Below are 13,375 nucleotides of genomic sequence, written 5' to 3'. Positions count from 1 at the left end.
GCAGGGCGAGGGGCCGGATGGCCGCGGCTCAGCGCTGTCGCTGCTTCTGGCTACTCGTAGCGTAACCACCCGCGGCCGGATTGCGGCGCAGGCACCACTTGCTGACCGAATGCTGCGCCACCCCGGCGGTGCGCGAGGCGGTCGCGGCCGGCCGCTGGCCGATGCCACGGCGGGGCGCCATCGCTGGACGGAAGGGCTGCTGGTAGACTCAGCACGGTCGTTCGAATACGCACGACGAGAAGTTCATAGTACGAACCTGGAGCAGGCCGGCAAGAAGCTGGTCACCGGTGGTGGATTTCCAGTCTTTCGCAGTTCCCGCTGCGAGGCCTGGCGGTTTTCTACTGTTGGCCAGAGCAGCCGCCAAAGCGTCCAGCGCGATGCCGCACACGCGGCGCCGTGCGGCACGCCCCTTTCTGCCCACTCCTGCTCCTTGACGAGTTGCTCCCATACGGGGAGCGACGTTTCGTCGCCAGAATGGCGACGAAAAACACAGTAAGGAGATAACCCCCCTATGGAGGGTCCAGAAATCAAATTCGCCGAAGCCGTTCTCGATAACGGCAAATTCGGCAAGCGCACGATCCGGTTCGAAACCGGTCGTCTGGCCATGCAGGCCCAGGGCGCGGTCGCGGCCTACCTCGACGAGGAAACCATGCTGCTGTCGGCCACCAGCGCGAGCAAACACCCGAAGGACAACTTCGACTTCTTCCCGCTGACGGTAGACGTGGAAGAGCGGTCCTACGCCGCCGGCAAGATCCCCGGCAGCTTCTTCCGTCGCGAAGGTCGCCCCTCGACCGAGGCCATCCTGGTCTGCCGCCTGATCGACCGGCCACTGCGCCCGTCGTTCGTCACCGGCCTGCGCAACGAGGTCCAGATCGTGATCACCGTGCTGTCGGTGGCGCCCGGCGAGTTCTACGACGCGCTGGCCATCAACGCCGCCTCCGCCTCGACGCAGATCTCCGGTCTGCCGTTCAGCGGCCCGATCGGCGGCATCCGTCTCGCGCTGATCGGCACCCAGTGGGTGGCGTTCCCGACGTTCGAGCAGCTGGAGAACGCGGTCTTCGACCTCACCGTCGCCGGCCGGCTGGTCACGAACAAGAACGGCCAGGAAGACGTCGCGATCATGATGGTCGAGGCTGAGGCCACCGAGCACAGCTGGGAACTCATCCAGGGCGGCGCGACCAAGCCCGACGAGGCCATCGTGGCGCAGGGCCTGGAGGCGGCCAAGCCGTTCCTCGCCCAGCTGATCAAGGCCCAGTCGGCGCTGGCCGCCCAGTCGGCCAAGGAGATCGCCGAGTACCCGGTGTTCCTGCCGTACAACCAGGAGACCTACGACGCGGTTGCCGAGCTGGCCTACGACGAGCTGAAGGGGATCTACCAGATCGCCGACAAGTTGGACCGGCAGAACGCGGATGACGCGCTCAAGGACCGGGTCAAGGCCGCGGTTCAGGAGAAGGTCGACGCCGGCAGCCTTGCCGCCGAGTCGCTCGGCATGGTCTCCGGCGCGTACAAGGCGGTGACCAAGAAGATCGTGCGCGGTCGCATCCTCACCGAGGGCATCCGCATCGACGGCCGCGGCACCACGGACATCCGGCCGCTGGACGCCGAGGTGCAGGTTGTGCCGCGCGTGCACGGCAGCGCGATCTTCCAGCGCGGCGAGACCCAGATCCTGGGTGTCACCACGCTGAACATGCTCAAGATGGAGCAGCAGATCGACTCGCTGAGCCCGATCACGAAGAAGCGTTACCTGCACCACTACAACTTCCCGCCGTACTCCACCGGTGAGACCGGCCGGGTCGGCAGCCCGAAGCGTCGCGAGATCGGGCACGGCTTCCTGGCCGAGCGCGCCCTCGTGCCGGTGCTGCCCAGCCGCGAGGAGTTCCCGTACGCGATCCGCCAGGTGTCCGAGGCGATCAGCTCCAACGGCTCCACCTCGATGGGTTCGGTGTGCGCATCCACCCTGTCGCTGCTGAACGCTGGAGTGCCGCTGCGCGCCCCGGTCGCCGGCATCGCGATGGGCCTGGTCTCCGACGAGGTCGACGGCGAGACCCGCTACGCGGCGATCACCGACATCCTGGGCGCCGAGGACGCGCTCGGCGACATGGACTTCAAGGTCGCCGGAACCAGCGAGTTCGTCACCGCGATTCAGCTGGACACCAAGCTCGACGGCATCCCCTCCGCGGTGCTGGATGGCGCGCTCAAGCAGGCGAAGGAAGCGCGTACCGCGATCCTCGCCGTGATGAACGCGGCCATCGACAGCCCGGACGAGATGGCACCGACGGCACCGCGCGTGATCAGCGTGCAGATCCCGGTCGACAAGATCGGCGAGCTGATCGGCCCGAAGGGCAAGACGATCAACGGTATCCAGGACGAGACCGGCGCCGACATCTCGATCGAGGACGACGGCACCGTGTACATCGGCGCCGTGGACGGTCCATCGGCCGAGGCGGCTCGCGCCGCGGTCAACGCCATCGCGAACCCGCTCAACCCCGAGGTGGGGGAGCGCTTCCTGGGCACGGTCGTCAAGATCGCCTCCTTCGGAGCGTTCGTCTCGCTCACCCCGGGCAAGGACGGCCTGCTGCACATCTCCGAGGTGCGCAAGCTCGCCGGCGGCAAGCGCGTCGAGAACGTCGAGGACGTGCTCTCGGTCGGTCAGAAGATCCAGGTGGAAATCACCAAGATCGACGACCGCGGCAAGCTGTCGCTGTCGCCGGTGATCGAGGAATCCGAGCCGGCATCCGCCGAGCCGGCCACCGTCACCGAATAGAACCACCGCACCACACGAGCCCGTTCCCACCACGGTGGGGGCGGGCTCGTTCGCGTTCACCCTCCCGATAGTCCCCGGTACCCCCGGTGGGACCCGGTGGTCGAGCCCGTCGAGACCCCAGTCCCGGTGGTCGAGCCTGTCGAGACCCCTTCCTGTAGTTGGCAATTTAACAGTATCGCTATATAGCTATATAAAGAAACTATGACCGCCGATCGTCCCGTCGCCGAACTCAAGGCACAGCTGTTCAAAGCGCTCGCCCATCCCGTGCGCATCCGGGCCCTGGAGCAGCTCGTGCAGGGGGAACGGTCGGTCGGCGACCTGGCCGAGCGCATCCAGACCGAGATCTCGCACGTCTCGCAGCAACTCGCGGTGCTGCGGCGGGCCGGCGTGGTGGACACCCGGCGCGAAGGCAACACGATCTTCTACAGCGTTCGAGACCCACGGATGTCGCAGTTGCTCGCGACCGCGCGCGGGCTGATCGTGTCGAATCTGCAAGACTCCCAAAACCTGCTGGCCTTCCTCGAAGAAGAGAACGAACCGCAAGCAGCGTCCCGGTGAGGCGGAGGATGTCCGCGGCCGGACGTGCCGCGCTCGCCCTGTTCCCCGGTCGTGCGGATTGGCGTGCCGCGAAACACTCGCCGGGACGCGACCTGCTCGCCGGCCTCACCGTCGCGATCGTCGCGCTTCCCCTCGCCCTCGCGTTCGGTGTCGCCTCGGGCCTCGGTGCCGGTGCGGGCATCACCACCGCCGTCATCGCCGGCGCGGTCGCCGCCGTGTTCGGGGGCAGCAATCTGCAGGTATCCGGTCCCACCGGTGCCATGACGGTCGTGCTGCTGCCGGTCGTGCACAGTTTCGGGATGGCCGGAGTGCTGCAGGTCGGCGTCATGGCCGGGCTGCTCCTGCTAGTCCTGGCGGTCTCGGGCGTCGGCCGTTACGTGCGCTACCTGCCCGCGTCCCTCGTGGAGGGATTCACGGCAGGGATCGCCGTGGTCATCGCGCTGCAGCAACTGCCGAACATGCTCGGCGTGCCACAGGGCGACCAGCAGCAGGTCTGGGCCATCGCCTGGGACGCGCTTCTCCGCTGGGCCGCGGCCCCGGATCTCGTGTCGGTCGCGATCGCACTCGGCGTCGCCGCGGTGATCCTGATCGGCGCGCGTTTCAAGCCTGCGCTGCCGCTTTCGCTGGTGGCCGTGGCGCTGGCCACCCTCGCGGCCTGGCTGATGCACACCGACCTCCCGCTGGTCGGCGCGCTGCCCGCCGGCATCCCGGCTCCCACCGCGGACTTCTTCGACCCGGCCCGGTTGTCCGCGCTGCTGCCGTCGGCCCTCGCGGTGGCGGCGCTGGCGGCGCTGGAAAGCCTGCTCTGCGCGACCGTCGCCGACGCCATGAGCGTCGGGCAGAAACACAACCCCGACCGCGAGCTTCTCGGGCAGGGGCTGGCGAACCTGGTCGTGCCGTTGTTCGGTGGGGTGCCCGCCACCGCCGCGATCGCCCGCACCGCCGTCAACGTGCGTGCCGGGGCCCGCTCGCGACTGGCGTCACTCTCGCACGCGGGCATCCTGCTGCTGTTCATCCTGGTCGCCGGTCAGGTGGTCGGTGTCATCCCGCTGGCGGCGCTGGGCGGTGTGCTGCTGGCCACCACGGTGCAGATGATTCAGGTAGGGGCCATCCGCAGCATCGTGAAATCCTCCCGGGCCGACGCCGTCGTGCTCCTGGTGACGTTCGCGGTGACAGTGGCCGTCGACCTCGTGACAGCGGTGGTCGTCGGACTGGTACTGGCCGGAATCCTGGCACTGCGCGCAGTGGCCAAATCGTCGTTCGTGGAGCGGGTGCCGCTGGACACCGGCGATCACCTGCGCGAGGAACAGTCGTTGCTCGATGAACGCATCGTCGCGTTCCGGTTGGACGGCGCCTTGTTCTTCGGCGCGGCGCATCGGTTCTTGCTCGAGCTGACCGACGTGGGTGAGACCGCCGTGGTGATCCTGCGGATGGGGCGGCTCACCACCGTGGATGCCACCGGCGCCATGATGCTCGACGACGCGATCACCCGGCTCGAGCGCAAAGGCATCATCGTGCTGCTGTCCGGGGTGAAACCGGGGCACAAGAAGGTGCTCGATGCGCTCGGATCCAAACATCGGCTCACGGCGTTGGGGCGCGTGTTCGCGCTCACTCCGCAGGCCATCGCCCATGCACGCGAACTGGTGGGGGTGGCGCGGGACTAGCGCGCCGCGGTCTCGGAGAGGCCCATCAGCTGGGCCCGGCCGATGACGTGCTCCCGCATCATGAAGCCCAGCGTGGCCGGGGTGCTTCCGGCCGGGATGTCGAGGGAGGGCACATCCAGGGCGCTCACGGTGAAGAAGTAGCGATGCACACCGTGTCCGGCGGGCGGCGCGGCACCGGCGTAGCGCTCTTTTCTGGCCGTGTTGGGGAGGGTGATCGCACCCTCCGGCAGCAGTCCGGCATCCGGATTACCGGCGTCGGCCGGCACCGCGGTGACATCCGCGGGGATGTTGTACACCGCCCAATGCCAGTAGCCGCTGCCGGTCGGGGCATCCGGGTCGTACATCGTGAGGGTGAAACTCCTGGTTCCCTCGGGCGCCCCGCTCCAACTCAGGGTCGGCGAGCGGTCCTCCGCGCCATCTCCGGAGCCGCGCGCCCACAACGGCAGGTGGTCGCCCTCCGCGAAATCGGGGCTCGAGAGCTCGAAACTCGGCACTTCGGGAAGATTCCAATTCGGGTCGTTCGCCACCGTGATCCTTTCGATGATCTTTCGGATATTATCCGACGCCCGGCTGTGCGGAGTACACAATGCCAGCGCTGATGAAGAACGCGATCGTGATGAGGATCATCAGCGTCGCCATGGCCCACAACCGTACCCGAAGCGTTCGCACGCCCAGGCGCACCGGGATCATGAGGGCATAGAGCACGACGACGGCGATGATGCCGCCCGTGGCCGCCCCGGGCGGTGTCATCCACAGCATCGGGATGAGCACGCCCACGCAGACCGCGGAAAGGATGGCGCCGGTGATCAGCCAGATCTTCCCTGTCGAGGTGGTGAGTGCACTCTGGTCCGAAACGTTCGGCGAATCTGACATTGGCCCGGCCTCCTCCCGCTTGTCTCCACGCTGCCACCTGGCAGCCGAAATAGCCACAGACGGTCGGATCTGCCGTGTTTCGGGGTGCTAACGCGGCGAAATCATAACGATTCGACGTGGCGTGCCTGGGCCGCCGTGGCAGGTGACCTAGTGTCGGAAACAGGCGGGAATCAGGGCGTCGCAGGCGCCCTCGGGAGGTGGCTAGACAGATGGACATGGCAGGGGCGGCGCAGGCTGGTACTGCGGTGCTCGCGGAGACTCCACCGTCCGGAATTTCGGCCATCGGAACGGGGCGCCGCCGCCTGGGCGAGTCGGCGCTGCGGGTGTTCCCCCTCGCCATCGGCGGCAACGTCTTCGGGTTCACGGCGGACTACGCGGCGACCACCGGCATCCTCAACCGGTACAGCGAATCCGGCGGCAACTTCATCGACACCGCCGACTGCTACGCCGACGGACGCAGCGAGGCGATGATCGGCGACTGGATGCGTGAGCGCGGCAACCGCGCCGAAATGGTGGTGGCCACGAAGGTCGGCAAGAGCGCAGCGAACCCGGGGGTCTCGGAATCGGCGATCGCGCGGGCGGTCGACGCATCACTGCGCCGGTTGTCCACCGACTACATCGATCTGCTGTACCTCCACACCGACGACGACAGCGTCCCGTTTGAGGAGACCCTGTTGGCCCTGGACGAGCAGATCCGCGCCGGGAAGGTGCGCTACATCGGCGTGTCCGACCACACCGGCAACCGTCTGATCGAGGCCAGGGTCGTCGCCGCCCAACTCGGGCTCACCCCGCTGGTGGCGGTGCAAAGTCACTACAACCTCCTGCACCGGTCGGTCTACGAAGGAACCCTGGCCCAGGTTGCCGCAGCGCAGCGCCTCGGCGTCATGCCGAGATTCGCTCTGGCCGGCGGGTTCCTCACCGGAAAATACCGCAGCCGCGCGGACCTCGCCCGAACCAAGCGGGACCTGCCAGGCAAGCACCTCGGTCGCCGCAGCCTCAAGATTCTGACCTGCCTCGACCGCATTGCCGCGCTTCACCAACAAAGCGTCGCCACGATCGCCCTGGCCTGGCTGCTCTCCAAACCCGGAGTGGTCGCTCCGGTGGCCAGCGCGAGCCTCCCGCAGCAGGTGGACGATCTCGTCGCCGTGACGGGCGTGCAGCTCACCCGTCATCAGGTGGCGGAACTGGACCGCATCTCGGCCTGACCGGGTTCGCTCAACAGCGCACCGATCGGTGCTGCGCCTGGTTAGCGCTGCGGCGCCAGGATGCGTTCCGCCATGCGCTGTAGCGCGGCCGCGGTGGCCACCGGGTCGCCGGCGTAACCGCCCGACATCGCCCCGTCCGAGGCGAGCACGAAATCGTCGGCGGCGTCGCCGGGCAGCGGATGCTCCGCCTGCCGGAACAACTCCGACACGAGCTCGGAATACCAGTCGCGGTGGGCGGTGACGAGCACCCGCACCGGGTGCTGCGGCTCGGGGAACTCCGCTGCGATATTGAGAAACGCGCAGCCGCGGAAACCAGGATCCTCGATTTTCGCCAACAGCCGGTCCAGGAGCGCCCGTAACGCCTCGGCCGGGCTCGTCGCATCCGCCACGATCGTCTCGACTTCCGCGCGTTCGGTCTCGTGGCGATGCTTCACGTACTCGAGGATGAGATTGTCTTTGGCCCGGTAGTGCTTGTAGAAGGTGGCCTTGGTGACCTGGGATTCCTTGATCAGCCGGTCGATGCCGACCGTGTGGATGCCGATCGAGTAGAACAGCGTGTCTGCGGTGTCCAGGATGCGCTGCTTGGCCGGGGAGAAGGCCGCTGGGGCACGCCGTGATGTCGGATCAGTTTCAACAATCATCACGGCGCGGCTCCCTCGGGCGATCTGGGCTTAGTTATCCACAAAGCCGTGTGGGTAGCTAGCCGGGCTTGGGGGGAAGCCCGACTTCTTTCGCACCGCGAGATTCGGGTTCGCGGTGCCGGTGTTGTTGCTGCTGGTGTTGCTGGTGTTCTCGTTGAAAGCCTTAAGACTGCTGTCCGGGCCGTCGCAAGAACAGTAACACAGATCGGGGGACAGACGAACTTGTTTGTCCACATTTTTCGCAATTCTCTGTACCCAGTTCGGGGCGTCGAGGGGGCGCACCGGTGCCCCGGGTGCCATAGGCTCAAGGAGATGAACGGCGCAGTAGATCTCCCTCTCGGCACACCCGAGCTGTCCTTTACCGCATCCGGAGATTCGCTCGTTCGCCGCAGCGTGCTGCCCAGCGGCGTGAGAATCCTCAGCGAACGGGTACCCGGCGCCCGAAGCGCCACCATCGGATACTGGGTCGCGGTGGGGTCGCGCGACGAGGCGGACGGGACGTTCGGCAGCACCCACTTCCTCGAGCACCTGCTGTTTAAGGGCACCGCGACGCGCAGCGCGTTGGACATCGCCGTGAGCTTCGACTCGGTCGGCGGCGAGCACAACGCGAGCACCGCCAAGGAATACACCTGCTATTACGCCAAGGTGCGTGATCGCGACCTGCCCATGGCGGTCGAGGTCATCGCCGACATGCTCACCTCCTCGCTGCTCGATCCGGGGGAGTTCGAGAACGAACGCGGCGTGATCCTCGAAGAACTCGCCATGGCCGATGATGACCCGGCGGATGTCGCGAGCGAGCGGTTCTTCGAGGCGGTATTCGGTGAGCATCCGCTTGGCCGGCCGATCGGCGGCAGCCCTCAGACCATCAAGGCGGCCACCCGTGACGCTGTCTTCGCCCACTACCGGGCGAATTACCGCGCCCAAGATCTGGTCATCACGGTGGCCGGTGCGGTGGATCACGACGAACTCGTCACCGGGGTGGAGCGCGCCCTGGTGGCCGCCGGCTGGGATCTGGCCGCCGAGGCGAGCCCGGTCGAGCGGCGTGAAGTGCTGGCCACCCCGATCGCCCAGGGTTCGCCGCTGGTGCTGGTGCACCGGCCGATCGAACAGGCCAACATTCTGATGGGGATGACCGGCCTGCCGGCCGCTGATCCCCGCCGCAGCACCCTCGCGGTGCTGAACTCGGTGCTCGGCGGCGGGATGTCGTCCCGGCTGTTCCAGGAGGTGCGCGAGAAGCGCGGCCTGGCCTACTCGGTCTACTCGTTCTCGCCGAGCTACTCGGATTCCGGGCTGATGGGACTCTATGCGGGCTGCTCCCCGGCGAAGGCCGGCGAGGTCGCGGAGTTGATGCTCGCCGAGTTCCGTCGCCTGGCCGCCGACGGCGTCACCGACGAGGAAATGTCCAGGGCGTGCGGGCAGCTCAGCGGCGCATCCGCTCTCGCTCTCGAAGACTCCGACACCCGGATGTCACGCCTCGGCCGCTCGGAGATCACCCTCGGTGAATTCGCCGACCTCGACGAGGCACTGCGGCGGATGCTGCTGGTCACCGCGGCCGAAGTGCAGGAACTCGCGCAAGAACTCGTTGCCCGCCCGCTGGCGGTCGCCGCTGTCGGGGCCGTCGATGAGGCGTCCTTCACTCCGATCCTGGAGGTGCCAGCGCGCACCGACTGAATCCGCCTAGACCACTGTCATTTCGAGTCACGTAAGGACGACGATGTCCCATTTCCTTTATCTGGTGCGCCACGGCGAGCAACAGGACGCCGAACACGGCATGCCGGACGGGCCGCTGTCGGCCCGCGGGAAACGTCAGGCGCAGGCGATCGCCAAGCGACTCGGGGGAGTGCCGTTCACCGGCGCATGGCATTCGCCGCTGCAGCGCGCGCAGGAGACCGCGCAGATCATGACGGAGACGATGCCCGGGCTGACCCCGGTGCCCTCGGCGTTGTTGTTCGATTGCATCCCCTCTGGGCCCGCACCGGACATGCCGCACGCGTTCGAGCAGTTCTACGGGGCGGTCACGCGCGAGCAGATCGAGGCCGGACAGGCGCAGATGGCGGATGCTGTTGCCGAGTGGCTCTCGCCGGCGCGCCAGGAGCGCCACGACCTGTTGATCACCCACAATTTCGTCATCGCGTGGTTCGTGCGCGAGGTGTTCGACGCGCCGGCGTGGCGGTGGATGGGTGTGAACCAGGCCAATTGCGGGCTCACCATCATCCGGGTCCGGTCGGCGAAGCCTCCCGTGCTGGTCACCCACAACGACCTGGGGCACCTGCCGCCTGAGCTGCGCACCGGGTTGCCGGAAAGCCAGCCGTTCTGAGCTGACAGCGCGCGCCGGCGCCTTGGTAGATTGAACGGGTGAAAACCAGGGTTGCCGTAGTCGGCGCGACGGGCAGGATGGGCACGCTCATCGCCGGGCTGATCGAGGCCGGGCGGATCGATGGCCCGGCAGTCGGCGGCGACGACGGCGCCAGTGAATTCGAGGTGGTCGCCCGGCTGCACTCCGGCAGTGACTTGTCCGAGCTGGTCGGCGCGGACATCGTGGTGGATGTCTCGGCGCCTGCGGTCAGTCCCGGCGTTGTGGAGTTCGCGGTGCGGCATGGCATCCGGGTGCTCGTCGGCACCAGCGGCTGGTCCGCCGAGCGCATCGCCGCGCTACGCAAGGCGATCAACGACGAGGCCGAGACATCGGTGCTGATCATCCCCAATTTCTCGCTCGGATCCGTGCTGGCCACCCGCTTCGCGGGCATGGCCGCCCGGTTCTACGACTCGGTGGAGATCATCGAGGCGCACCACCGTGGCAAGAGCGACTCGCCGTCCGGGACGGCGATCCGCACCGCGGAACAGATCGGCACGGCACGCTCGGAGCTCGGCCCGGTGCTCGCGCCGCACAGCGACCAGCGGGCACGAGGCCAGCAGGTATCCAGCGTGCCGATCCACAGCCTCAGGCTGAACGGGGTGCTGGCCAAGCAGGACGTGGTGTTCGGCGGCGCCGGCGAGGTGCTGACCATCAGCCACGAAACCCTTGCGAACAGCGCGTACGAGGCCGGCATCCGGCTCGCGTTGCGCGCCACCGGCATCCGCGGGATCGTGGTCGGCCTGGACGCCCTGCTCGATCTCGGCGGAGGACAGCCCCAGCAGCAGACGCAGCAGCGGAACCAGCGGGACCAGCCGCGGGCGCAGCAATGAAGGGCCGCTGGGCGGCCATCCTCATGGCCGCGGTCCTGGTGCTGTATCTGGTGCTGGTCATGCAGACCTCATTCCGGCTGCTCGCCGTCGACGAGCCGGTGGCCAAGGCGCTCGGCGTCGCGCTGATCGTGCTGCCGCTGCTCGGCTGCTGGGCGCTGTGGGCGGAGCTGCGGTTCGGCATCCGCAGCCAACAACTCGCGCAGGCGCTCGAGTCGGAGGGCGGACTGCCCTCCGACGATCTGCCCAAGCGGGCCAGCGGGCGGCCCGAGCGGGTCGCGGCGGATGAGCGGTTCCCGCGCTTCCAGGCCGCCGTGGAGGCTGAGCCGGAGAGCTGGACGGCCTGGTTCCGATTGGGTATGGCCTACGACGCCAGCGGCGATCGGCGGCGGGCGCGGCAGTCGATCCGGCGGGCCATCGAGCTCGAGCGCACCGCGCGCCGGCGCTGACCTAGTCGGACAGCGCTGCGTCGATCGCCTGCTCCACCCGGGTGTGACGAAACCGGAATCCGTCGGCGAGCAGCTTGTTCGGCACGATCTTCTGGCTGCTGAGTAGCAGCTGCTTGGCGGCATCCTGCAGGGCGAGGATCATCGTCCACTCCGGGATCCGGAACAGGTGCGGTCGGTGCATCGCCCAGGCCAGCACGCGGGTGATCCGGTCGGAGGTCGCCGGGGTGGGGCCGACGAGGTTGACCACTCCGGACAGGGTTGAGGTGAGCGCGTGTCTGATCGCTGCGGCCTCGTCGTAGAGGCTGATCCACGGCCACACGTCGCCGCCGGTGCCCAGTCCCGAGCCCAGGCCCAGCTTGGTCAGCGTGGTCAGCGGGGCCAGCGCGCCGCCCCTGGCGATCACCAGTCCGGTGCGGAAGACGACCAGCCGGGTCGCGGCCGGGGCCAGCGCGGCGGACCCCTCCCAGGCCTTCACCACGTCGGCAAGGAAACCGGGTCCCGGCGCGGAGGACTCGTCCAGCCTCTCGCCGGGCCGGTCGCCGTAAATGCCCACTGCCGAGGCACTGAGGAACACGGCGGGCGGCCGGTCGGCCTGGTTCATCGCATCCGCCAGGGTGCGGGTGGCGGTCAGTCGGGACTGGACGATTTCCTTCTTGTAGGCGTGTGTCCAGGGCAGACGCTGCAGCGACGCGCCGGACAGGTTGACCACGGCGTCGGCCTCATCGATCAGGCGCGTGTCGATCATGCCGGCGCTCGGGGCCCAGTTGTGCTCGTCTGCGCTGCGTGGCTGCCGGCGCACCAGCACGGACACCAGGTGACCGTCCTCGCGCAGTTGACGCACGAGCTCGGTGCCGATCAGTCCCGAGGCGCCGGAAACGAGGATGCGCGCCTGCCTGCTCACTCGCGCGGGCTGTGCCACTGAGACTCCTCGCATCCGGACGGTGCCGGGTGTGCCGTCACCGCCGCACTGCCACTGTATTGATATCGTGAGTGCCGTGCCAGTTCCCACCGAATCCCGTCCCGAAAGCACGTCCCGGCCAGAGATGACGTCCCGGCCAGAGATCACGTTCCGTTCGGACATCACCGTGGAGCTGGTCCGATCCAGCGCGCACGACTCCGACGTGCTCTTCGCTGCCCGCGTGTCCACCCAGGGTGAGAAGACCCTGGACAACGACCGGCTCGACGGCACCGAGACCGAGCAGGATCAGAAGCGTAACCGCGGGCTGATCAACTACCTCATGCGGGACCGGCACGGCTCTCCGTTCGAGCACAACTCGATGACGTTCTACGTGCAGGCGCCGATCTTCGTGTTCCGGGAGTTCATGCGGCACCGCATCGCCTCGTACAACGAGGAATCCGGGCGCTACCGGGAGCTGAACCCGGTGTTCTACGTGCCATCACCGCAGCGAAACCTGGTGCAGGTTGGCAAGCCAGGTGCGTACGAGTTCTTGCCGGGTACCGCCGAGCAGCTGGCGCTGGTCGAGCAGCAGACCAGGGACGTGTCGCAGCAGGCTTTCGCGGCCTACCAGCGGATGCTGGATGCCGGGGTGGCGCGCGAAGTGGCGCGGATCATCCTGCCGCTGAACATCTATTCGTCGATGTACGTCACCATGAACGCCCGGTCGCTGATGAACTTCCTGTCCCTGCGTACCAAGCGCGAGGACAGCCACTTCCCGTCCTTCCCGCAGCGGGAGATCGAGATGGCTGCCGAGCAGATGGAGCACCACTTCGAAACCCTGATGCCCCTCACCCACGAGTCCTTCAACAAGAACGGGCGCGTCGCCCCCTAACCCCTCGCATCCCTCCCATCCCTCCGGTTCATCCCGTTTATCCCGTTTCAAGGAGTTTCTGTACTTCGGGCACCGGTTTGCGGGGATCTGGGGGGCTCGGTGACAGAATCTCCGTGAGACGGGTTTAAGAGCGGCGGATGCCGGGGGTCGGACCGGGCGCCGGGTGCGGGACCGGATGCTGCGGCAGGCTGCTCCGGATGCTGCGGCAGGGTGCCCCCGATGCCTCGGCGTCTCCTCCCTCACACCGG

At 67.7% G+C, this 13,375-nt stretch carries 13 protein-coding genes and 1 pseudogene; 9 read left to right on the top strand and 5 right to left on the bottom strand.

Going from position 1 to position 13,375, the window contains the following annotated elements:
* Positions 1–28: 28 nt before the first annotated feature.
* Positions 29–181, bottom strand: a complete 153-nt coding sequence (locus tag ABFX56_RS13540) for a hypothetical protein (protein ID WP_346233875.1) — start codon at positions 179–181, stop codon at positions 29–31.
* Positions 182–511: 330 nt separating this feature from the next.
* Here ABFX56_RS13540 and ABFX56_RS13535 point away from each other — a divergent pair, with 330 nt between their 5' ends.
* From ABFX56_RS13535 to ABFX56_RS13525, 3 genes are all read left to right on the top strand, one after another.
* Positions 512–2,764: a polyribonucleotide nucleotidyltransferase gene (locus tag ABFX56_RS13535; protein ID WP_346233874.1), complete on the top strand. Its 2,253-nt coding sequence runs from the start codon at positions 512–514 to the stop codon at positions 2,762–2,764.
* A gap of 201 nt (positions 2,765–2,965) precedes the next feature.
* Entirely contained in the window at positions 2,966–3,322 is a 357-nt protein-coding gene (locus ABFX56_RS13530) for an ArsR/SmtB family transcription factor (RefSeq protein ID WP_346233873.1), read from the top strand.
* 8 nt (positions 3,323–3,330) lie between these two features.
* Positions 3,331–4,986, top strand: a complete 1,656-nt coding sequence (locus tag ABFX56_RS13525) for a SulP family inorganic anion transporter (protein ID WP_346233872.1) — start codon at positions 3,331–3,333, stop codon at positions 4,984–4,986.
* On the opposite strand, the gene ABFX56_RS13520 is transcribed toward ABFX56_RS13525, so the two are convergent.
* A complete protein-coding gene (locus tag ABFX56_RS13520) occupies positions 4,983–5,513 on the bottom strand; it encodes a YbhB/YbcL family Raf kinase inhibitor-like protein (protein ID WP_346233871.1) in 531 nt (176 codons plus the stop codon). The two genes, ABFX56_RS13525 and ABFX56_RS13520, sit on opposite strands and share 4 nt — an antisense overlap.
* Positions 5,514–5,541: 28 nt before the next feature.
* Positions 5,542–5,859 carry a hypothetical protein gene (locus ABFX56_RS13515; protein WP_346233870.1) on the bottom strand — a complete coding sequence of 106 codons (318 nt, stop codon included), beginning with the start codon at positions 5,857–5,859 and terminating at the stop codon, positions 5,542–5,544.
* 209 nt (positions 5,860–6,068) lie between these two features.
* Between ABFX56_RS13515 and ABFX56_RS13510 the strand changes: the two genes are divergently transcribed.
* Complete coding sequence (locus ABFX56_RS13510; RefSeq protein WP_346233869.1) at positions 6,069–7,064, top strand: aldo/keto reductase; 996 nt, start codon at positions 6,069–6,071, stop codon at positions 7,062–7,064.
* 41 nt (positions 7,065–7,105) lie between these two features.
* On the opposite strand, the gene ABFX56_RS13505 is transcribed toward ABFX56_RS13510, so the two are convergent.
* Complete coding sequence (locus ABFX56_RS13505; RefSeq protein ID WP_346233981.1) at positions 7,106–7,705, bottom strand: TetR/AcrR family transcriptional regulator; 600 nt, start codon at positions 7,703–7,705, stop codon at positions 7,106–7,108.
* A 312-nt stretch (positions 7,706–8,017) separates the two neighbouring features.
* Between ABFX56_RS13505 and ABFX56_RS13500 the strand changes: the two genes are divergently transcribed.
* From ABFX56_RS13500 to ABFX56_RS13485, 4 genes and pseudogenes are all read left to right on the top strand, one after another.
* Entirely contained in the window at positions 8,018–9,376 is a 1,359-nt protein-coding gene (locus ABFX56_RS13500; protein WP_346233868.1) for a M16 family metallopeptidase, read from the top strand.
* Between the two features lie 43 nt (positions 9,377–9,419).
* Positions 9,420–10,022 carry a histidine phosphatase family protein gene (locus ABFX56_RS13495; RefSeq protein ID WP_346233866.1) on the top strand — a complete coding sequence of 201 codons (603 nt, stop codon included), beginning with the start codon at positions 9,420–9,422 and terminating at the stop codon, positions 10,020–10,022.
* Between the two features lie 38 nt (positions 10,023–10,060).
* A pseudogene (dapB, locus tag ABFX56_RS13490) lies at positions 10,061–10,920 on the top strand (4-hydroxy-tetrahydrodipicolinate reductase); the annotation flags it as partial.
* Positions 10,915–11,337: a hypothetical protein gene (locus tag ABFX56_RS13485; protein WP_428834456.1), complete on the top strand. Its 423-nt coding sequence runs from the start codon at positions 10,915–10,917 to the stop codon at positions 11,335–11,337. The pseudogene dapB and the gene ABFX56_RS13485, both read left to right, overlap by 6 nt.
* A gap of 1 nt (position 11,338) precedes the next feature.
* Here the strand turns inward: ABFX56_RS13485 and ABFX56_RS13480 are convergent, their stop codons facing one another.
* Positions 11,339–12,256 (bottom strand): TIGR01777 family oxidoreductase, encoded by a 918-nt coding sequence (locus tag ABFX56_RS13480; protein ID WP_346233865.1) that lies wholly within the window; start codon positions 12,254–12,256, stop codon positions 11,339–11,341.
* A 124-nt stretch (positions 12,257–12,380) separates the two neighbouring features.
* On the opposite strand from ABFX56_RS13480, the gene thyX reads away from it, so the two are divergent.
* Positions 12,381–13,127, top strand: a complete 747-nt coding sequence (gene thyX / locus ABFX56_RS13475) for an FAD-dependent thymidylate synthase (protein ID WP_346233979.1) — start codon at positions 12,381–12,383, stop codon at positions 13,125–13,127.
* Positions 13,128–13,375 lie beyond the last annotated feature (248 nt).

Origin of the sequence: Parafrigoribacterium mesophilum (genome assembly GCF_039652555.1) — a bacterium.
GTDB classification, from domain to species: domain Bacteria; phylum Actinomycetota; class Actinomycetes; order Actinomycetales; family Microbacteriaceae; genus Parafrigoribacterium; species Parafrigoribacterium mesophilum.
Note: the sequence above shows the minus strand (reverse complement) of the source record. Positions and strands in the feature narration are given on the sequence as shown.